20 protein-coding genes and 1 tRNA gene are annotated in these 18,364 nt (G+C 64.1%); 11 read left to right on the top strand and 10 right to left on the bottom strand.

The window, feature by feature from the left end; translation table 11 throughout:
• The first annotated feature begins 99 nt into the window (after positions 1–99).
• Entirely contained in the window at positions 100–801 is a 702-nt protein-coding gene (locus VI234_RS00725; protein ID WP_336328977.1) for an HAD family hydrolase, read from the top strand.
• Positions 802–841: 40 nt separating this feature from the next.
• Here the strand turns inward: VI234_RS00725 and VI234_RS00720 are convergent, their stop codons facing one another.
• Complete coding sequence (locus VI234_RS00720; protein ID WP_008308129.1) at positions 842–1,651, bottom strand: SDR family NAD(P)-dependent oxidoreductase; 810 nt, start codon at positions 1,649–1,651, stop codon at positions 842–844.
• Positions 1,652–1,924: 273 nt separating this feature from the next.
• On the opposite strand from VI234_RS00720, the gene VI234_RS00715 reads away from it, so the two are divergent.
• A complete protein-coding gene (locus tag VI234_RS00715; RefSeq protein WP_336328976.1) occupies positions 1,925–2,368 on the top strand; it encodes a MaoC family dehydratase in 444 nt (147 codons plus the stop codon).
• Positions 2,369–2,398: 30 nt separating this feature from the next.
• Here the strand turns inward: VI234_RS00715 and VI234_RS00710 are convergent, their stop codons facing one another.
• Positions 2,399–3,538 carry an acyl-CoA dehydrogenase family protein gene (locus VI234_RS00710; protein WP_008308127.1) on the bottom strand — a complete coding sequence of 380 codons (1,140 nt, stop codon included), beginning with the start codon at positions 3,536–3,538 and terminating at the stop codon, positions 2,399–2,401.
• A gap of 885 nt (positions 3,539–4,423) precedes the next feature.
• On the opposite strand from VI234_RS00710, the gene VI234_RS00705 reads away from it, so the two are divergent.
• Positions 4,424–4,759 carry a hypothetical protein gene (locus tag VI234_RS00705; RefSeq protein ID WP_008308126.1) on the top strand — a complete coding sequence of 112 codons (336 nt, stop codon included), beginning with the start codon at positions 4,424–4,426 and terminating at the stop codon, positions 4,757–4,759.
• 357 nt (positions 4,760–5,116) lie between these two features.
• Here VI234_RS00705 and VI234_RS00700 read toward each other — a convergent pair whose 3' ends face one another.
• The 3 genes from VI234_RS00700 to VI234_RS00685 form a co-directional block, all read right to left on the bottom strand.
• Positions 5,117–5,365, bottom strand: a complete 249-nt coding sequence (locus VI234_RS00700; protein WP_442905012.1) for a PRC-barrel domain containing protein — start codon at positions 5,363–5,365, stop codon at positions 5,117–5,119.
• A 291-nt stretch (positions 5,366–5,656) separates the two neighbouring features.
• Complete coding sequence (locus VI234_RS00690) at positions 5,657–6,646, bottom strand: aldo/keto reductase (RefSeq protein ID WP_008308123.1); 990 nt, start codon at positions 6,644–6,646, stop codon at positions 5,657–5,659.
• A 118-nt stretch (positions 6,647–6,764) separates the two neighbouring features.
• Entirely contained in the window at positions 6,765–6,914 is a 150-nt protein-coding gene (locus VI234_RS00685) for a hypothetical protein (RefSeq protein WP_008308122.1), read from the bottom strand.
• Positions 6,915–7,173: 259 nt separating this feature from the next.
• Here VI234_RS00685 and VI234_RS00680 point away from each other — a divergent pair, with 259 nt between their 5' ends.
• Together VI234_RS00680 and VI234_RS00675 are read left to right on the top strand one after the other, a co-directional pair.
• On the top strand, positions 7,174–8,355 hold the full coding sequence (locus VI234_RS00680; RefSeq protein WP_008308121.1) for a pyridoxal-phosphate-dependent aminotransferase family protein: 1,182 nt from the start codon (positions 7,174–7,176) through the stop codon (positions 8,353–8,355).
• Positions 8,356–8,596: 241 nt separating this feature from the next.
• Entirely contained in the window at positions 8,597–8,962 is a 366-nt protein-coding gene (locus VI234_RS00675; protein ID WP_336328974.1) for a universal stress protein, read from the top strand.
• Between the two features lie 199 nt (positions 8,963–9,161).
• On the opposite strand, the gene VI234_RS00670 is transcribed toward VI234_RS00675, so the two are convergent.
• A tRNA-Tyr gene (locus tag VI234_RS00670) sits at positions 9,162–9,235 on the bottom strand.
• Between the two features lie 267 nt (positions 9,236–9,502).
• On the opposite strand from VI234_RS00670, the gene VI234_RS00665 reads away from it, so the two are divergent.
• The 3 genes from VI234_RS00665 to ftsZ all read left to right on the top strand — a co-directional run bounded on the left by VI234_RS00665 (position 9,503) and on the right by ftsZ (position 11,784).
• The gene (locus tag VI234_RS00665) at positions 9,503–10,129 is read left to right on the top strand and encodes a double zinc ribbon domain-containing protein (protein WP_336328973.1); all 627 of its coding nucleotides are present in this window, start codon (positions 9,503–9,505) and stop codon (positions 10,127–10,129) included.
• A gap of 237 nt (positions 10,130–10,366) precedes the next feature.
• On the top strand, positions 10,367–10,543 hold the full coding sequence (locus tag VI234_RS00660) for a ribbon-helix-helix domain-containing protein (RefSeq protein ID WP_004515010.1): 177 nt from the start codon (positions 10,367–10,369) through the stop codon (positions 10,541–10,543).
• Positions 10,544–10,545: 2 nt separating this feature from the next.
• Positions 10,546–11,784, top strand: a complete 1,239-nt coding sequence (gene ftsZ / locus VI234_RS00655; protein WP_005537569.1) for a cell division protein FtsZ — start codon at positions 10,546–10,548, stop codon at positions 11,782–11,784.
• An 80-nt stretch (positions 11,785–11,864) separates the two neighbouring features.
• Here ftsZ and ncsA read toward each other — a convergent pair whose 3' ends face one another.
• From ncsA to VI234_RS00640, 3 genes are all read right to left on the bottom strand, one after another.
• A complete protein-coding gene (gene ncsA, locus VI234_RS00650) occupies positions 11,865–12,860 on the bottom strand; it encodes a tRNA 2-thiolation protein NcsA (protein ID WP_008308109.1) in 996 nt (331 codons plus the stop codon).
• Between the two features lie 87 nt (positions 12,861–12,947).
• Positions 12,948–13,646, bottom strand: coding sequence for an alpha/beta hydrolase (locus tag VI234_RS00645; protein ID WP_336328972.1), 699 nt, complete (start codon positions 13,644–13,646; stop codon positions 12,948–12,950).
• Between the two features lie 90 nt (positions 13,647–13,736).
• Positions 13,737–14,762, bottom strand: coding sequence for a DUF2332 domain-containing protein (locus tag VI234_RS00640; RefSeq protein ID WP_336328971.1), 1,026 nt, complete (start codon positions 14,760–14,762; stop codon positions 13,737–13,739).
• A 170-nt stretch (positions 14,763–14,932) separates the two neighbouring features.
• On the opposite strand from VI234_RS00640, the gene VI234_RS00635 reads away from it, so the two are divergent.
• Together VI234_RS00635 and VI234_RS00630 are read left to right on the top strand one after the other, a co-directional pair.
• Entirely contained in the window at positions 14,933–16,411 is a 1,479-nt protein-coding gene (locus tag VI234_RS00635; RefSeq protein ID WP_336328970.1) for a phytoene desaturase family protein, read from the top strand.
• Positions 16,412–16,518: 107 nt separating this feature from the next.
• Positions 16,519–17,169, top strand: a complete 651-nt coding sequence (locus tag VI234_RS00630) for a DUF7095 family protein (protein WP_004591112.1) — start codon at positions 16,519–16,521, stop codon at positions 17,167–17,169.
• Positions 17,170–17,197: 28 nt separating this feature from the next.
• Here VI234_RS00630 and VI234_RS00625 read toward each other — a convergent pair whose 3' ends face one another.
• Entirely contained in the window at positions 17,198–17,356 is a 159-nt protein-coding gene (locus VI234_RS00625) for a hypothetical protein (protein WP_008308102.1), read from the bottom strand.
• 171 nt (positions 17,357–17,527) lie between these two features.
• On the opposite strand from VI234_RS00625, the gene VI234_RS00620 reads away from it, so the two are divergent.
• A complete protein-coding gene (locus VI234_RS00620) occupies positions 17,528–18,358 on the top strand; it encodes a hypothetical protein (protein WP_336328969.1) in 831 nt (276 codons plus the stop codon).
• The last annotated feature ends 6 nt before the right edge of the window (positions 18,359–18,364 follow it).

Here is an 18,364-nt window from a genome sequence, read left to right as displayed (position 1 = left end):
ATTTTCCGGAATCGTGTTCCGGTACGTCATCACGGCGTCCCCACCACGACACCGAGCGTCGGCGGTAGTTTCATACCCGGGCCAGTCCAAGCCGCTGCCGTGAGCGAGAGTCCAGACGTCGAGGCCGTCTTCTGGGACATCGGGGGCGTCATCCTTCGGATGGAGTCAGTCCGGGCGGCCCACCGCGAGTTTGTCGAGCAGTTGTGTGCGGAGTATCCAGGGGCCGTGGATTCCGACGCGGCCCTCGAACAGTGGCGGTCGGTCCTCGGAACGTACTTCCGCGAGCGCGACGGGACGGCGTTCCGGCCGGCCCGCGAGGGCTACCGGCTGGCAGTCGACGAAATTCTGACAGTCGACCCTGAGGAAACCGAGTGGGAATCGCTGTTCCGGAGAATCCGCGACGAACGGGCCGAACCCAATCCCGACGCCATCGCTGCCATCGAGGCCGTGGCAGACGCGCCGCTCCATCAGGGTGTCATCAGTGACGTGGACGACGACGAGGGCGAGCAATTGCTTCGGGCTTTCGGCGTCTGGGACGCGATGGATTCGTACACCGCCTCGGAGGCCGTCGGTCGGACCAAGCCGGACCCGGCGATGTTCGAAACGGCGCTGGAAAAGGCCGAGGTCGCACCGGCACAGGCCGTGATGATCGGTGATCGCTACGAGCACGACATGGACGGCGGGACGGAGGCGGGACTGTGGACGGTCGCCTACGGGGCTGAGGACGGACCCGCCGTGGACATCGCGCTCGACGACCTGCGAGAGTTGCCGGACTGGCTCGGAATCTCGGAGCGGGAGTGACGCCGCGGCCTCCGGCCGTCGTTGCTGGAACTCCCGGCGCTCAGATGTCGGGCGTCTCTTCGAGCCGCGGGACGCCGGCGGCCGTGATGGTCTGGCCGACGATATACGACGACGCCGGGCTGGCGAGAAACAGTGCGATGTCGGCGATTTCCTCCGAGAGGCCGATGCGGCGCTCGACGGCCTCGCGGTCGATGTTGTCGGCGCTGACGCCCATCTGTGACTCGACGCCCGGCGTGGCGACGAAGCCCGGCGCGATGCAGTTGATGCGGATGTCGCGGTCAGCCCACTCCGCCGACAGCGTCGACGTGAGGTTGCTGACGCCGGCCTTGGCGGCCCCGTAGTGGCTCATGTACGGCGCGCCCTGTTCGCCGGCGACGCTGGAGAGGTTGATGACCGTCCCGCCGTCGCCGTCGGCCAGTGCGTCGCCGGCCGCCTGCGTGCAGTGGTAGGTCCCGTGGAGGTTGATGTCGACGATGGTTTTCCAGCCGTTCTCGCTGATGTCGTCGAACCCGGCCATGAAACTCGCGCCGGCGTTGTTCACGAGCACGTCCAGCCCGCCGAACTCGTCGACGGTCGCCTCCACCAGCGCCTCGACGGCCTCGCGGTCTGTCACGTCGCATTCGATAGCGACCGCCTCGCCGGGCCGGTCGCTGTCGTTGATCTCGTCGGCGACGGGGCCGACGTTGTCCTGCTCGCGCGAGCAGACAACCACGTCCGCCCCGTCGGCCGCGAACTCCTCTGCGATTGCCCGGCCGATGCCGCTCGATGCGCCCGTGATAATCGCCCGCTGGCCCTCCAGACTAAACCGCTCCGTGTGTGGCTTTGACATCGCTTCGGACATCTCGGGCATCCCCAATAAAGCTACGTCCTGAGTGCTCTCTGCCGGGTTCCGTTGAATATAGTTGAACAGCTAGCGTCGGCTGTGGCTGTTGCGCAACTCCGTGGTAGTGGGAGAACGACCGGGGAGCCCCGGTAACGTTATCACCGGCGCGGGACACGGTGACGACGTGCATGTCCAGCAACAGTAGCAGACCGCTCCGGAACCGGCGGGTGCGGACGCGGCAGTGGCAACTCGACCAGAAACCGAAGCGTCGTTCCGCAGTCGCTTGCGAGGGACGGTACAATGGCCGGTGAGTTCGACGCGGTCGAAGTCGGCGACGGCTTCACCACGTCGGGGCGAACCATCACCGAGGCCGACGTGGTCAACTTCGCGGGCGTCAGCGGGGACTTCAATCACCTCCACACGAACGCAGAGCGGATGGCCGACTCGGGGTACGGCGAGCGCATCGCCCACGGCGCACTGGTGTTCTCGGTCGTCACTGGCCTGCTGTGGCAGGCCCGCGACGAGGCGGAAAAGCGGCACATGGTCGCGTTCTACGGGCTCGACCGCCTCCGGTTCGTCAAGCCGGTGTTTCTGGGGGACACGATTCACGTCGAGGCCGAGATTGTCGACAAGGAGCGGCGAGACCACCCGGTTGCGACGGGCGTCGTCCGGACTGAGGTCACCGCGCTGAATCAGGCCGACGAAGCCGTCTTTTCGGCCGAGTTCCTGACGCTCCGGCGGTAGGCTGCGCGGTCTCTCAGCCGCAGTGCAGTCTCACAGCACGCGGTCGGCGATGATGTTCTTCTGAATCTCGCTGGTCCCCTCGTAGATTTTGGTGATACGGGCGTCGCGGTAGTAGCGCTCGACGTTGTGGTCGGTGACGTAGCCCGCGCCGCCGTGGACCTGAATCGCCTCGTCGGCCACGTCGACGGCGTGCTCGCTGGCGAACAACTTCGCCATGCTGGCCCACTTCGTCGCAACGTCGAGATTGTCCTCGTCGATGGCGCTGGCGGCGCGGTAGGTGAGCGACCGGGCGGCCTCGACGTTCGTCGCCATCTCCGCGATTTTGTGTTCGATGGCCTGGAACTCGCTGATTGGCTGGCCGAACTGCTCACGCTCGTTCGCGTACTGCACCGAGTCGTCGAGAGCGGCCTGAGCGGTGCCGACGGCTTGCGCGGCGACATTCGCTCGCCCGCTCGCGAAGAAGTCCATCAGCTGGTAGAAGCCAGCGCCCTCCTCGCCGACGAGGTTCTCCTCGGGGACGCGAACGTCGTCGATGATGATTTCGGCCAGGTCCGACGCGCGGATGCCGAGCTTGTTGTCGATTTTCTCGGCCTCCAGGCCGTCGGTGTCCGTCGGCACGAGGAACGCGCTGATGCCCTCGTGGCCGGCGTCGGGGTCGGTCTTGGCAATCACGACCATCACGTCGGCGACGGTGCCGTTCGTAATCCACATCTTGTTACCGTTAAGCACCCAGCCGTCGCTGTCGCGTTCGGCGTAGGTCTCGATGCCGGCCACGTTCGAGCCGTGGGCGGGTTCGCTGATAGCGCTGGCACACGCCGACTTCCCGCTAGTGATTTTCGGCAGCCACTCCTCTTTCATCCACTCGTCGCCGTACTTCTGGATCATGCTCGAACCGAAGCCACGGGAGCCGATGGCGCTCCCGATACCCGGGTCGGCCCGCCACAGCTCCTCGGTGACGACGACGCCGGTGAGGCTGTCCATCCCCGAGCCGCCGTACTTCTCGGGGACTTCCGGCGCGATGAGGTCGTACTGTGCCGCCTGCTCCATCAGTTCCTCCGGGTAGCGCTTCTCCCTGTCGCATTCCTTTCCGAGCGGCTCGATCTCGTTCTCGCCGAATTCACGCACCGCTTCTCGGACTGCCGTCTGCTCGGCCGTCAAGCTAAACGCCATATTCGATGTGTGACGGCCACCCAAATATAGATTTGGTCGACTGTGTCTTCTGCGTGCCCCGGTTGCGGAGCATACGGCCACTGAGTGCCCGCTGTCGACGGTTCGTATTCTCGAACAGATACCGAATACAGTGAACGCAACGGAAGGCCATCCATCGGACTACACCGTCCCGCGAAATGGGCGATATGTAGCTGTACGCGCTTGCCGCTGTCTCCTATCATGACAGTCCATTGCCGGCAAACACAGAGCGCACCGGGAGTAAACACGATCGAGGCGCTGTTTGTTCCGTATGCTGAAACTGGCAGTGTTCCACGGCACCGTGGCTCGCCGATAGCCCCGCCAGCGGGAGAGACAGGAGACTGTTCAGTACAGAGGAATAATAACCGTACTTTTGTTATCCGACAGGACAAGTGAGGACAGACTGCCCGAGCGTGTGTCGCTGGTGGGAGCGGATACACCGGCCCAGCAGCAGGGTACCAGTTGACGTGGACTAGTTAGCTGCCACTGGGCCGTGCTTACGCTACGACGCAGGCGCTTTTGATATCGTTCGACTTATCCGAACGATCACAACAGGGCAGTGCGTCTTTGGTGGTGTGATATTACCGAGACCACGGTACCAGATTTGGTTGAGAATATAGATATAAATATCCGACGTATATTCAATAACTCCGATATTTGGAGAGTAGATAGGTAGATTCTACTACAGAATAGATGATTTTGGATCTATATTAGACTAAAGAGCGTTCTCGAACGCAATTATAACTACACATATTGGACTCCTAATAACATCCATACAACTCGCTTTTGCAGTGAAACAGCCGGTAAATGCGTCTGTTGTAACAAATATGGAAACGTATTTCTACAAGTGTGCATATATTTGCCCCTATGGGAGACGAAGAAGACATCGAAGACGAGACCGTGTCAGTATCGATGGAGATATCGGGGAATTACGACGAAGTCATGTCGAAACTGGCGACAGAAGACGAGGGGTCGACGTCGCTCGTCTCGCTACTCGACGACCTCGAACAGTTGCTTGACACGGTGGTCCGGATGGACGGTGGGACACGCAGTGCAATTGCCCAGCAGCTGCCCGAGGATATGACGGTCTCCTTCGACGCCCAGGCGGTCGTCGATACGCTGCAGGTGCTCGAACGCTACGACCTCGTTGTCCTCGAAGGCAACACCTGGAAGCCCGGTCCGAAACTCACCACCGAAGAGTGATTCACCACAGTCCGGCCGGTAGCGGGTGGCTAGTTCGCCGGAACCGGTCATGATGATCGGAGCCCACGGCTGTAACACCTGCCGGAGCACCAGTTTCGGTGTGCAACGGCGATGTATTTCCAGTTGACGTGACCGAAGTGCAGTAGCGTCCCCCTGTCGCCCAGCCTGTCCACTGTCACCACGTAAAGAGCTGTATAACAAACATCGGATCGCACGGAAGACTGTATGCGAGCACAGTGCGTGCTCGTACTCTCCCGACGCCCACCGTCCCATGCTCCCCTGTACGGGACGGTTTCACGCCGGGTTTGCCCACCCGGCATTGGTCCTCGATACGTCCGTCTAACAGTCCCGGATTCCTTACAGGCCCGAGCTGAGATGGATTTCGTCTTCGGTAATCGTCTCGACGGCGTCGGCCTGTAACGGATAGCCGTCATCCTCGTCGGTGTCTTCCCAGCCGAGCTTCGTCATGAGCGTCGTCTTCAGCCCGGGGTCGGGGTCGACGTGAGCGGTGCCGTATCTGTACCCGCTGACGATGCCGACTTCGTCGCCGGTACTCGTGACAACTGTCTTGCCAACGTCGTCGTCGGTCAGTTGGATCGTAGACATTGCAGTCGTTGCTACCGGCGGTACGGGCATCACCGATGTGCTTGCATACGCAACCGCCGCGACGGACCCGCGTCCGCGCAGTACAAGGCGCGCCGTTGACGGGGCCGGCCCACCGACGCTACCAGTCCAGCGTCGCGTTGACGACGACACCGAGCAGCAACACGATGGCGGCCAGATACAGCGCCGTGACAAACAGGAGCAGCGCGCCGAGGTAGCCGTAGGCTGCGTACCGGCCAGCGGTTCCGGCGTAGTAGAAGAACCCGACCTGGATAGTGATCCAGCCTGCTGCGGCTACCAGCGGTGGTGGACGTCGTCGAAGACGTACTCCTCGTAGATGTCACGCACCGCGCCGTGGACCTGATTCGAGAGCTGGTCCATCTCGCTGACCGCTGCGTTCGCCCGAACGTGGTCCGGGTTCGTCGAGCCGGGGATGACGGTCGACACCGCGTCGTGGTCCAAAATCCAGCGCAGCGCCATCTGGGCCATCGTCATCCGTTCGGGGACGTGCCCGCGGAGTTCGTCGACGGCGTCGAAGCCCGCGTCGACCGGGAGGCCGGCGAAGGTCTCGCCGCGGTCGAACGCCTCACCCTCGATGTTGAAGTTCCGGTGGTCGTTCTCGGGGAACTCCGTGTCCCGGGAGAGGTTGCCGGTCAGGAGTCCGGAGGCCAGCGGGACGCGGACGATGACGCCGACGTCGCGGCGCTTGGCCGCCTCGAAGAACCGCTCCGCGGGCCGCTGGCGGAACATGTTGAAGATAATCTGGACCGTCTCGACTTCCGGGTACTCGATGGCTTTCAGCGCTTCCTCGACCCGTTCGACGCTGACGCCGCAGTGCTCGACCTTCCCCTCGTCTTTCAGCTGCGCGAGGGCGTCGAACGTCTCCGGCTGGTAGTAGGCGTCCGTCGGCGGGCAGTGCAGTTGCAGGAGTTCGAGCGTGTCGACCCCGAGGTACTCCCGCGAGCGGTCGACGTGCTCGGAGAGGGTGTCGTAGTTGTAGCGCTCGGCCGTATGGGGGTCGAGTCGGCGACCGACCTTCGTCGCGACGGTCACCTCGTCGCGGACCTCGCGTTCGTCGAGCACGTCGGCGATGCGCTGTTCGCTGAAGCCGTCGCCGTACACGTCGGCAGTGTCGATGAAGTCGACGCCGGCGTCGAGCGCCGTGCGGATCGTTTCCCGTCCTTCCGCCGCCGAGACGTCGCCCCAGTCACCACCGATATTCCAAGTCCCAAGTCCGACAGCTGTCACGTCGTACCCTGTCGTCCCTAACTGTCGTCGGTTCACGTACAGCCGTACCGTCGGCGGTCACTTGGTGGCTGTGGTACGCGGCACCAATCTAAAAAAGGGCAGTGTAGCCCGATAGCAGGCAGTCCGGTGGACGTGCCAACGTGGACGCCGGGGGCTACGTGAGCCACTTCGTCCGGCGGATGTCGTACGCACCACAGTCCGGACACGCGTGGTACTGAACGTCGAACGACGCCTGGCAGACCAGACAGGTGTACCGGCGTCTCGGTTCCTCCCCAGGGGACGCAGCGTTATCGAACAATCCCATCGACGACCACACGCTCCCTTGGCAGTACGAGACTAAAAACAGGGCAGATCGTTCATGCGCTTCATATCGGCGCTGTCTTGCGGTTACGATTATGGGAGAGGGTGGTAGTCGCTGGTGACTGGCAACACAAAAGTGATGTTTGAAGGATATTTTTGGAGTTGGAGAGTTGTCGTCCCAGCGAAGTTGTGAAGCCGACCCTGCCCTGACCAGAGAGTCGTGACCGCGGATTTTAATGCCCAGTCACCGGGTAACACACGGTATGGATGAGGTACCTGCTGTCGGTGAGTTGACACCGCCGGATCGAACACTGATGGGTCCCGGCCCGAGCGACGTGCACCCGCGCGTACTCAAGGCGATGAGCACGCCGCTGGTCGGCCACCTCGATCCCTCGTTCATCGAGATCATGGACGAGGTCCAGGACCTCCTCCGGTACACGTTCCGAACGGACAACAAATGGACGATTCCGGTCTCCGGGACCGGCTCCGCGGCGATGGAGGCCGCCATCGGCAACGTCGTCGAACCGGGCGATACGATGCTCGTCCCGACGAACGGCTACTTCGGCGGCCGGATGGCGAGCATGGCCGAGCGAGCCGGCGGCGACGTCGTCACTGTCGACGCTCCCTGGGGCCAGCCGCTCGACCCGTCGGCGGTCGAAGCGGCATTCGACGAACACAGCCCGGACGTGTTCGGATTCGTCCACGCCGAGACCAGCACCGGCGTCCTCCAGCCGTCGGTGCCTGAGCTGACGGACATCGCCCACGCGAACGACGCGCTGGTCATCGCCGACAGCGTGACCTCGCTGGGCGGCGTCGAACTCCGCGTCGACGAGTGGGGCATCGACGTGGCCTACTCCGGCCCCCAGAAGTGCCTCTCCTGTCCGCCGGGCGCGAGCCCGCTCACGCTCAACGACGACGCGATGGACAAGGTCCTCTCCCGCGAGTCCGAGGCCCGCTCGTGGTACCTGGACATCTCGCTGCTGGAAGGGTACTGGGGCGAGGAGCGCGCCTACCACCACACGGCCCCGATTACGAACGTGTATGCGCTCCGTGAGGCGCTTCGGCTCGTCGCCGAGGAAGGCATCGAAGAACGCTGGGACCGCCACCTGCGTGTCGCTGGCGCGCTGAAAGCCGGCGTCGAGGGCATGGGACTGGAGATGAACGCCCCCGACGACTTCTGGCTCCCGAGCCTGAACACCGTCCGCGTGCCCGACGGCGTTGACGACGGCGCGGTAATCCAACACCTGCTGGACGAATATGACCTCGAAATCGCCAGCGGCTTAGGCGCACTGGAGGGGGATATCTGGCGTATCGGCTGTATGGGTCATTCGGCCCGCCGGCAGAACGTCAGCTACCTGCTCGCGGCGCTGGGCAACGCGCTCGGTGAGCAGGGCGCGGCCGTAAACGTGGACGCCGGGCTGGCGGCGATGAGCGAGCGCTTCTAACGCCACGCCAAGCCGACACGCGCAGTTCGATTCGAGATTCTGTCGGGTTCATCTCCAACAGCCCTCGTGATCCCCGCGCTTTTGTTCTGGTTCGAGAGCCGTGGCATCTGCTGCTTCGAGCGCGTTACAGCGGGACATTCCGCGCCTCTGGTCGGTCGACGTGGGCTGCCACACTGGTTTTCTTACCCCGCGGGAATTTGTGTCATAGTTTAGTTCACTTGAGCTAACATATCTAGGGGAGATGTACAGTGTACTCGTACCCGTCGACAGGAACGAAGCGCGCGCATCGAATCAAGCAAGCTATGTCTCACGACTCCCGGATGCCACTGCAACCGCCGAGGCGACAGTGCTCTACGTGATGCCGCCCGACGAATTCGCCGATGCCGAGGAGGTGGCGTTCGGTGACGTAGACGCCGCCGTCCAGGCAGCCGATCAACTGGAAGAAGCCGGCGTCTCCGTGACTCGAATGGTTGCCGACGGCGGCGTTGCCCAACAGATCGTCCGTACCGCGACAGAGCTGGACAGTGATGAGATCGTCGTCGGCGGACGCAAGCGCTCGGGCGTCTCGAAGGTCTTGCTCGGTAGCACTGCACAGGACGTGTTCTAGAGATAGAGGAGTTCTACACCACGAAAACGTGGCGTACGCTATCAGCTATCGTTCGGCTGAAAACCAAGTCCGCCCTCCCCGATTTGAACACCGGAGGACGTGCTCACTTCGCTGCGCGCGCCCTCCGAGCACGAAATCGGGTCGGTTGAATTTTCGACCCTCATCGCACTCGCTACGCTCGCGGATTCGGATACCAAAATCCGCCCTCCCCGATTTGAACGGGGGACAAGTCGATCTACAGTCGACTGCTCTACCAGTCTGAGCTAAGGGCGGTCGACACCCGAAAATACCCCGCCGTCCAGACTTAAGGATTGTTATTCGCGGAGGGTGCGCCGAACGGTCACACGACGCGGGGTGACACACCGGCCGGTGTCAGACACGTCTGACCCCGCTTCCCGATCCTCCGAGAGACAAGTCAAAGCGGTCTACGAGCGGAATCCGACCGGGAGGAGATTTACGCCGTCATGCCGGTAGCTGACGGGCGTCAGACAGCGCGGGAAGATTAAAATACCAGCCTGTATAATACCCTCATCGAGCCCGATGAGTAAGATAACGTTCCGTGCTGACGACGACCTCATCGACCAACTCGAGGCGTTCGACGCCTCGAAGAGCGAGGTCATGCGCGAAGCGCTCCGGGAGTACCTCGGAGACGCGTCACCGTCAGCGTCGGAGCCACCGTCGGCGGCGTCGGAGTCCGTGACCGACGCCGAGACGATCGACGAGCTCATCGAAGACCGCGTCGACAGTATCATCGCCGACCGGCTGCAAACGCGACAACCCCGCTCGCAACCGCAGGATGTCAACGTAAACATCTCGTTAGACGGCGTAAGCGCGGGGGCAGCGAGCGCCGAAACCGACCGACAGCGCGCCGGCGGCCGAGGGGAAAGCACCGAGGGCGGACGGTCCCACGGCGAAAGTCAAACGTCTGATACGAGCGGGCGTAAGACAGAAGCGGAAACACGGGACAGAGCCGAGACGGAGGAACGTAAGACGTGCGCGCAATGTGGTGAAAACCTGGGTTCTGACCACGTTTACTGCCCGAACTGCGGTGAGAAGGCGTCCCGCCGGGTGTTCTGTGACTGCGGCGATGAACTCCGGTCGGACTGGGGATTCTGCCCAGGTTGTGGGAGACGAACGCCTGCGGCGGATGTCCTCGACCAGACCTAAATCAGCGTTTGCACGCGATAGACACCCTCAGATGCCGTAAACGGGAAAGTGTATGACACTGCCCGTAAGTTTTAATACATCAGGGTCAGTGGTTTATTCTGCGTAAGACGGTCGTCTTACACAGCGGCGAACGCGAGGGGATGCCGCCCTCGTACTGCGGTTTCGCTGTGTAAACACTCGTGCGGGGCGTAAACAGGTCCCGTCCGGGCCGTCTTACCCAAGGGGAAACTACCAAACATGGAGCGTGTGACACTACGGATTCCGAAGCAGCAGATTGAAGAGGTCGAACAAATGGTCGAGACGGGCGAGTACCCCAATCGGAGCGAAGCGATTCGCTCGGCGGTGCGGGAGATGCTCGCCGAGGAAGGCTCCGAACAGGCCTCCGAAAAGAAGCGGTCCTGGGCCAAGGTGTAACGATGCAGGATATCGTCAACGAGGCCCTCGAACGCGACGAGCAAGAAAAGAAGAAGATGTCCGACGAGGACGTCGACGGGTTCGGAGACCCGCGCATCGTCATCGTCGGCTGTGGTGGCGCCGGCAACAACACCGTCAACCGCCTGTACAACATCGGCGTCGAGGGCGCTGACACCGTGGCCATCAACACGGACAAACAGCACCTCAAGATGATCGAAGCCGACACGAAGATTCTGGTCGGCAAGTCCCTCACCAACGGCCTCGGTGCCGGTGGCGACCCGTCGATGGGCGAGCGCGCCACGGAGATGGCACAGGGCACCATCAAGGAAGTGCTGGGCGACGCTGACCTCGTGTTCGTCACCGCCGGCATGGGTGGCGGAACCGGGACCGGTGCAGCCCCGGTCGTCTCGAAGATCGCCAAGGAACAGGGCGCAATCGTCGTCGGCATGGTGTCGACGCCGTTCAACGTCGAGCGAGCGCGGACGGTCAAGGCCGAAGAAGGCTTGGAGAAGCTCCGCAACGAAGCGGACTCCATCATCGTGCTGGACAACAACCGTCTGCTCGATTACGTCCCGAACCTGCCCATCGGCAAGGCGTTCTCCGTGATGGACCAGATCATCGCCGAGACCGTCAAGGGCATCTCCGAGACCATCACCCAGCCGAGCCTCATCAACCTCGACTACGCCGACATGACATCCATCATGAACCAGGGCGGCGTCGCGGTGATGCTGGTCGGCGAGACCCAGGACAAGAACAAGACCGAAGAGGTCGTCAAGGACGCGATGAACCATCCGCTGCTCGACGTGGACTACCGCGGCGCGAGCGGCGGCCTGGTCCACATCACCGGCGGCCCGGACCTCACGCTGAAGGAGGCCGAGGGCATCGCACAGAACATCACCGAGCGGCTCGAGGCCGACGCCAACGTCATCTGGGGCGCACGGATTCAGGAAGAGTACAAGGGCAAGGTGCGGGTCATGGCTATCATGACCGGCGTCCAGTCCGCCCAGGTGCTCGGTCCGACGACCCAGAAGCAGGCCAACAAGTCCCGCGAGGCGATTCAGGAAGTCGGTGACGACACGTCATTCGACGCGTCCGACAACGTCGAGAGCTTCGACAGCCCCGCCCCGAACAGCGGGAGTCAGAACAGCGGCGGTCGAACCACCGGCTACAGCGAGACTGACGGCGGACAGGACCAGCGCGAGAAGAACAACGGACTCGACGTCATCCGGACGAACAAGTAGCGACGTCCGCAATTCTTCTTTCGGTTTTTCGGTCGTGAGCGACGCTTTTGCTCAGCGGTGTCTGACAAACGAGACTTCGCTCAGACCGCTTCCAGCGCGTCCAGCAGATTACACTTCCGGCAGAGGTCCCGCGCCGTCGGCGAGCCGCAGTTGTCGCATTCGCCGTAGTCAGTGTCGCCGTTCTCGCCGCCGTAGGTATCGGCGGCTAACGCGGCGAGCTTCTCGTAGCCAGCCATAATCGAGTGACGCGTGCCGGGGTGGTTCTCCTCCAGTCCGAGCATGAGCTCCTGAATCTCCCCGCGGTAGGCCTCATCGGCGTGGGGGCATTCGGTGATGTGTGCTGGGAGGTCTTTGAATCGAGCGTACAGCGCGACCTCTTTCTCCGGGATGTCACGGAGCGGCTTCGCCCGGGGGATGTGGTGGTCTTGCGCCTCGCGCGTCTGTTCTGTAGGCGCGTCCGCAGACGAGTCAAACGGACCGAGCGACGCCTCGAAGTGCTTGGCGATCTGTGAGATGTCGCCTTCGAGGAAGTTCATCAGCGCCGTCTCGGCCTCGTCGTCGAGGTTGTGGCCGGTCAGCAGTTTGTCCGCGTCGAGTTCCTCGGCGTACTCCGAGAGGAGGTCCCGACGGAACACGCCGCAGTAGGCACAGGCGGCCATCCCCTCGGGGTCGTCCTCGACGACGTCGTCCATCTGGACGCCGAACTCCTCGGCGTAGGAGACGGTGACGTGTTCGATGCCGAGGTCGTCGGTCAACTCCTCGCAGGCCTCCAGACTCGCGTCGCGGTAGCCCTCGATACCCTCGTGAATAGAAAGGGCGACCAGTTCGATGCGGGGGTCCTCGGCGAACGTGTCGTGGAGAATCTGCGTGAGGACGACGCTGTCCTTGCCGCCCGAGAGGCCGATGACCCAGGTCTCTGGGTCCTCGACCGTGGCGTCGTCGGACACGAGGCCGTCCTCGCGGATGCGACGGCGGACCCGTTTCGTGACCGCTCGGCAGAGATGAGACTCACAGAGGTGAAGCCCGGAATAGGCCGCGTGTAACACCGCGTTCTCGCCGCATTTGTCGCACTCCATCGTGACGAGTAGTCGTGGCCGCAATGGTGAGAGGGTTTCGTCTCGGCCCCGCCAGGCCAGGTCGTGCCGAATCGGTCACAGCCACACTCACAGCATGTCGGGGCCGTGCTGTAACGCGTCGAGGACCACCTCGACGGTGTCCTCGCGGCCGCTGGACGAGAACAGTTCGTGGCCGCCGTCGTACAGCCGGATGCGGTCGGCCGGCAGGCGCTCGCCGACGGCACGCGGGTCGACGACTGTGTCCGTGAGCGAGCAAAACGCCGCGGCGGCGTCCCGGGCCGGGGGAAGCGACCGCTGTGCCCGCAGCACCGTCCGAAGGAAGGCGGGTGAAACCGACGACGGGGCGTCCGCGAGCTGCCGGGCCGTCGCCAAGTCGCCGATAGAATCGGCGTCCAGCGTGTCAATCGGGATGAACGGTCTCGTGATTGGCAGGGACGCGATAGCGTCGAGCATCGGCCCCGGAACCGGGAAGTCACTGTCCCACCATGGGCTCAGGTACACCCGATTGCCGATGCCATCGGCGTCGAGGTGGGCCGCTGTCAGCCCGCCCGCACTGTGCCCGAGCAGGTCGAACCTGTCAAGGTCGGTAGTGTACTCCTGAATCGGCCCGACCCACTCCCGCCGGTAGTCGGAGATGTGTGTCGGCAGTTCGACGGCGTGGACGCGGTACGCTGCCGCAAGCTGGTCGATGAGCCACTGGACGTTCCGGTGTCGACACCGGTTCCCCCAGCCGAGGACGAGCAGGCAGTCCTGGGTAGCCCCCTCGTCGTACACGCGAATCTGCATACGCGACGTTCCCGCGGCGGAGACATAAGCCCGGGTGAACGCCTGACAGCCGCCCGTCGTGTTGCCGGCGTGGGTAGCCAGTTGGTGCGCTCAGGGCCGCCACGATAGCCACGCCCCGTGTGGCTCGTAGTCGGCGAGACGTGTCGTTTCGATGTCGCCATCAGTCCAGCGCCTCCAGTCCAGCCCCACCGACTCGCCGCCCGACAGGTCCCGCTGACCGGTGAGCCAGTGCAGCGGGCGCTCGGCCATCAACTCTTCGAGAAACGCCGTCAGCGCCTCGCTCAGTTCCGCCGAGACCTGATACAGCACGAGCGTGTTCACGACACAGACCGGTACGTCGGACGGAATCTCGTCGAGTACCGCTGGCAGGTCATCGAGCATATCGCCCTCGATAAGCTCGGGTGGGTCGTCCCGCGCAACCGACAGCGAACCGTCTAAAACGGCGCGCCGCGCCTCGTGTTCGGGCCAGACGAGCGCGCGGAGCCAGTCCCTGTCGGCCTCGTCGGTCACGTCGAGCGGATTGCGGTCGATGCCAACCCGGGAGCGGATAGCTGGAGGGGTCTCTGGAAGCGGCGGATCGCCGCGCCGGACGCTGCTCTCGATGGTGACTAGTGAGTCGCCGTTACCCACTACGCGACCGTCGTAATCGTAGCGGTAGCGGTCGAACAGGAGGTTCAGGCCGGCGCTCGGCCCGAGTTCCACCAGCGCGAGCGGCCCGTCGGCGGCGCGGGCCACCTGTGCGACGGCCGGATAGAGGACCGCGCTGCGCCGCACCGCGTTCGTCTGCGTGCGCCGACTCCGCAGGAGCGCCCGGATGTCGTCGGCATGGTCGAGACAGAACGCGCGGAAGGCCGGGAAACACTCCTCGTCGGGATCGCGCGCCGACGGGGAGACATTCGAATAGTACTCGGCCAGCCGGTGGTCCGGGTGACGCCGAAGCAGGTACTGGACCGCGGCCAGCAGGAGGTGCGGGGCCTGGCGGCCCGCCGGTGCGGTCGCCGCGAGGTCCAGTATTTGCCGGTCCGTCGCGGCGTGGTGGCAAAGGTGGGCGTACAGGGGGGAGGAATCGTCAGCCCACTCAGTCAGGTCCCGGAACTGCGTCTGGAGGGAGGACATAACGGCGGAGACACCGCACTGACAGATGAGTGTTCGGCTCCCGGTAGATACTATTTAGACCGTCACACATGTAGCTGGACCAATGAGTCTGTGCCGGCAAAACGAACTCGGACGAGTCACAGTCCTCACCGCGACGAGTGGGTGCGGGATACTCTCACAGGTGGGGAGTCATGGGAACTGAGTCCGCGGACGTGGCCGTCATCGGCGGCGGTGTCGCCGGTATGAGCACGGCCGCGCGACTGCAGGCGGACGGCTACTCGACGGTCGTTCTCGAACAGCACCACAGCGTCGGCGGCTGTGCGGGCTACTACGAGCGGGCGGGGTTCCGGTTCGACGTCGGCGCGACAACACTCGTCGATTTCGTGCCAGAGGGTGTCGGCGGCAAGCTACTGTCGGCCGTCGGCTTCGATCCCCCAGCGATAGCGATACAGGACGCCTACGATGTCTGGCTGCCGGACCGGACAGTGACGCTGTACCGCGACCAAGCCGACTGGGACGCCGAGCGGCGTACGAAACTCGGCGACGACAAGCGACATCTCGCGTTCTACGACTTCATCGACGACCTCTCGGCGCGGCTCTGGCGGCTCACCAGAACAGACGTCAAGATGCCGATACGGAGCGCCGGCGACCTCGTTCGGAACGCCCGCGCGGTCGGCCTTCGGGACCTTCCGCTGGCCAGATATCTCCGCTGGACGATGGCCGACGCGATGCGCGACCACGGCGTGTACGACGACCGACCGCTCCGAGCAGTCGTCTCGATGCTCGTCGAGGATACGGTCCATGCCACGCTCGACGACGCGCCGCTGTTGAACGCCGTCCTCGGGATGACGATCCGTCGGACGGGGCTGGGCCGGGCGACCGGTGGGATGTACGGCTTCTGGGAGTCCTTCGTCGACCAGTACACGGACATCGGCGGGCGAGTCGAGACCGGGCGAACCGTGACTGCGGTGACCGACTCCAACGGCGGCTTTCGCGTGGACTCGGCGGCTGGTCCGGTCGACGCAGACCAGGTCGTCAGCACTGTCCCAGTCCCCGTTACCAGAAGCCTCGCGCCGACGGTCGTCGGTGACAGACTCGACGACTACTGTTCGATGCTGCAAGCCCACGAAGGGAGCGCAGTCGTGCTGTTTCTCGGCGTCCCGGCAGCCGAGGTCGACAGCCGCGAGCGGACGCACCACCAAATTCTGCAGGCCTACGACGAACCGCTGGGCAACGGGAACAACATGTTCGTCTCCGTCTCCGCGCCGGGTGACGACGTGAGCGCACCGGCAGGACACCGGGCAGTCATGCTGTCCACCCACTGTGCAGTCGAGCCGTGGCAAGGCCTTGACGAGGCGGCCTACGGGGAACAGAAGGCGGCCGCTCGCGAGCAACTACTTGCAGGCGGCCGGACCGTCTATCCCGACCTCGGGACCGATCCGGTCGTCTCCGAGGTGGCGACGCCGGTCACCTACGAACAGTTCACGAACAGACCCCGCGGGGCTGTCGGGGGATACAGGCAGACGCCGGCGAACGCGAACCAGGGGGCCGTCCCACAGGACGTGGGCGTCGAGGGGTTCTACCTCGCCGGTGACACCACATGGCCAGGCCTTGGCACCGTCGCCTGTGTCAAAGGGAGCGAAATCGCGGCCGACCACGTCCGGAGCTGACCACTACGGCGTGGCATAGATCGACCACCCCGACATGGTACGGGCGACACGCGACATGACGGGCACGGAGAGTCAGCGTTTAGGCCACGCAACTGGTAGCGGAGACAATGAGTCTGGACCGTCCGGAGGCAGTCGAGCGGGTCGAGGAAATCGTCGCCACAGTCGAGGACGAGACGATGCCGGTCCCGGTCCGGGAGGTGTGGGTGTACGGCGACGTGGCGCTCGGGCTGGACCCGGTCGAGCGACTGGACGTGTACGTCACCAAGGACATCCTGTTCAAGGACGCGCCAGAGCGCGCCGAGGAGTTCCAGCGCAGTCACGGCGTCGACGGCGTCGGCAAGACCGTCCGCGCCGCGTGGGCCGACGAGCATCCCGAGTACATCCGCGCGAACGCCAACGGCCACGCTGCGCCCGAAAAGTGCCTCGCCGCCCACCTCCTGAACGACGACGAGCCGGTCCACCTGGAGGTGTGTAACGCCTCCTTCGAGGACAACGTCACCCAGCGGCTCAAGGGGGCGAAGATGCGAAACGACTACGAACAGATTCTGGACCCGCGCGGGGCCTGCCTGTGGCTCGACGGCGAACGGTCGCCCGACGCGTTCCAGAAGCTCCGTGACAACGAGTTCGTCTTCCCGACGCTGACCCAGTCGCTGTCGATGCTCGGGATGGACGAGACGGAGGCCGGCGATGCCGCCGACGCGGTCAAAGAGTACCGGGCACAGCAGGAGGGAGCGACGGTTCGGGGCGACGTGGTGTAGGCGGTCGCCGCCGGCTTTGGTAGGCCGATTACTGCAGCCATGGCGCGTCGACCGTCGAGAATCGGTGTCCGCAGGCGGGACACTCGACGAGCCCCGAGCCGCGCTCGCCGTCGTCGACGGCAGCGAACCGACGGCTCCAGGTAACGTGTCGGCACTCCGGACAGCGGCGGACGAGCGGTGGTATCATGTAGAGACGCGAATCGGTACGTGTCGTCCGTAGCTGCTCGCCCCGCAAGGGTCTATCGGCGGTCAACATCGCCCCGCATGGGGCCGCCGGGCGCGAACACAGTCCATGACAACTACAACGCGATTTTGAGCGAACGGAAGGGATACACCCACACCACGGGAAGGGAATCGTATGCAACGGACGCGACGAGCGACCCTGGGACTGGTCGGTGGCATGGCAATGGGTGCCCTGAGCGGCTGTCTCGCGCCGGGCGGGAACGGCAGTGGGGACGGCGGCACGGAAACACGCACGCATCCGTCGCCGGGAACTGCTCCCGGCACCGAGACGGACGACGGAGCCACCGACACCGAGACGGAGGACGGCGGCACGGAGACGGCCACCGACGACGAAACGCCGACGGACACGCCGGACGGGCTGCCCGGCGACCTGGACCGGGTCGATACACCGCCATACGAAATCGAGGACATCGAGTGCGACTTCGACAACTCCGGCGAGGGCGACCGCGACCCGCTGTATCTCTGTGCGAACATGCCGGCCGAGCCGTCGCTGTCGTTCGAGCAGGCGTCGACGCGAGGGACGCTGTTTGCCGACGAAGGGCTACGGACGGGTTCAAACGACAACGGTGACCAGCTCTACGCGACACTGCTGACAGACGCCGACGACATCGAGCGACTCGAAGACAACAGCGGTGACGCGTACAGCCTCGCCGCCGACACCGACTTCGGGAGCCACGCCGTCCTCGTCGTTCAGACCGGCTGGGGCTCCGGGTCGATTCTCCCCCACCTGAAACGCATCGAGGAGACGGCGGACGGCATCCACGCGTTCGGCTGTTACACACAGCCCTGTGTCTACACCAGCGATTTCACCGCCCGGTCGACGGTCGCCAGATTCGAGCATCCGGACGCGCTCGACAGCGGCGTCGTCAGCCTGACCGTCGACCCGTCGACACGGTACAACGTGGCGACGGGCGAGGACGTAGTGACAGTCGACCGGTCGGAGTGACCCCCT

It is taken from the genome of Haloarcula sp. CGMCC 1.2071, from assembly GCF_037078445.1.
Classification (GTDB): domain Archaea; phylum Halobacteriota; class Halobacteria; order Halobacteriales; family Haloarculaceae; genus Haloarcula; species Haloarcula amylolytica.
Note: the sequence above shows the minus strand (reverse complement) of the source record. Positions and strands in the feature narration are given on the sequence as shown.

Excerpts from the sequence above, each read along its gene's own strand:
- VI234_RS00720 (WP_008308129.1), bottom strand. The coding sequence starts at position 1,651 with ATGCCCGAGATGTCCGAAGCGATGTCAAAGCCACACACGGAGCGGTTT.
- VI234_RS00715 (WP_336328976.1), top strand. The coding sequence starts at position 1,925 with ATGGCCGGTGAGTTCGACGCGGTCGAAGTCGGCGACGGCTTCACCACG.
- VI234_RS00710 (WP_008308127.1), bottom strand. The coding sequence starts at position 3,538 with ATGGCGTTTAGCTTGACGGCCGAGCAGACGGCAGTCCGAGAAGCGGTG.
- VI234_RS00705 (WP_008308126.1), top strand. The coding sequence starts at position 4,424 with ATGGGAGACGAAGAAGACATCGAAGACGAGACCGTGTCAGTATCGATG.
- VI234_RS00700 (WP_442905012.1), bottom strand. The coding sequence starts at position 5,365 with ATGTCTACGATCCAACTGACCGACGACGACGTTGGCAAGACAGTTGTC.
- VI234_RS00685 (WP_008308122.1), bottom strand. The coding sequence starts at position 6,914 with ATGGGATTGTTCGATAACGCTGCGTCCCCTGGGGAGGAACCGAGACGC.
- VI234_RS00680 (WP_008308121.1), top strand. The coding sequence starts at position 7,174 with ATGGATGAGGTACCTGCTGTCGGTGAGTTGACACCGCCGGATCGAACA.
- VI234_RS00675 (WP_336328974.1), top strand. The coding sequence starts at position 8,597 with ATGTACAGTGTACTCGTACCCGTCGACAGGAACGAAGCGCGCGCATCG.
- VI234_RS00665 (WP_336328973.1), top strand. The coding sequence starts at position 9,503 with ATGAGTAAGATAACGTTCCGTGCTGACGACGACCTCATCGACCAACTC.
- VI234_RS00660 (WP_004515010.1), top strand. The coding sequence starts at position 10,367 with ATGGAGCGTGTGACACTACGGATTCCGAAGCAGCAGATTGAAGAGGTC.
- ftsZ (WP_005537569.1), top strand. The coding sequence starts at position 10,546 with ATGCAGGATATCGTCAACGAGGCCCTCGAACGCGACGAGCAAGAAAAG.
- ncsA (WP_008308109.1), bottom strand. The coding sequence starts at position 12,860 with ATGGAGTGCGACAAATGCGGCGAGAACGCGGTGTTACACGCGGCCTAT.
- VI234_RS00645 (WP_336328972.1), bottom strand. The coding sequence starts at position 13,646 with ATGCAGATTCGCGTGTACGACGAGGGGGCTACCCAGGACTGCCTGCTC.
- VI234_RS00640 (WP_336328971.1), bottom strand. The coding sequence starts at position 14,762 with ATGTCCTCCCTCCAGACGCAGTTCCGGGACCTGACTGAGTGGGCTGAC.
- VI234_RS00635 (WP_336328970.1), top strand. The coding sequence starts at position 14,933 with ATGGGAACTGAGTCCGCGGACGTGGCCGTCATCGGCGGCGGTGTCGCC.
- VI234_RS00630 (WP_004591112.1), top strand. The coding sequence starts at position 16,519 with ATGAGTCTGGACCGTCCGGAGGCAGTCGAGCGGGTCGAGGAAATCGTC.
- VI234_RS00625 (WP_008308102.1), bottom strand. The coding sequence starts at position 17,356 with ATGATACCACCGCTCGTCCGCCGCTGTCCGGAGTGCCGACACGTTACC.
- VI234_RS00620 (WP_336328969.1), top strand. The coding sequence starts at position 17,528 with ATGCAACGGACGCGACGAGCGACCCTGGGACTGGTCGGTGGCATGGCA.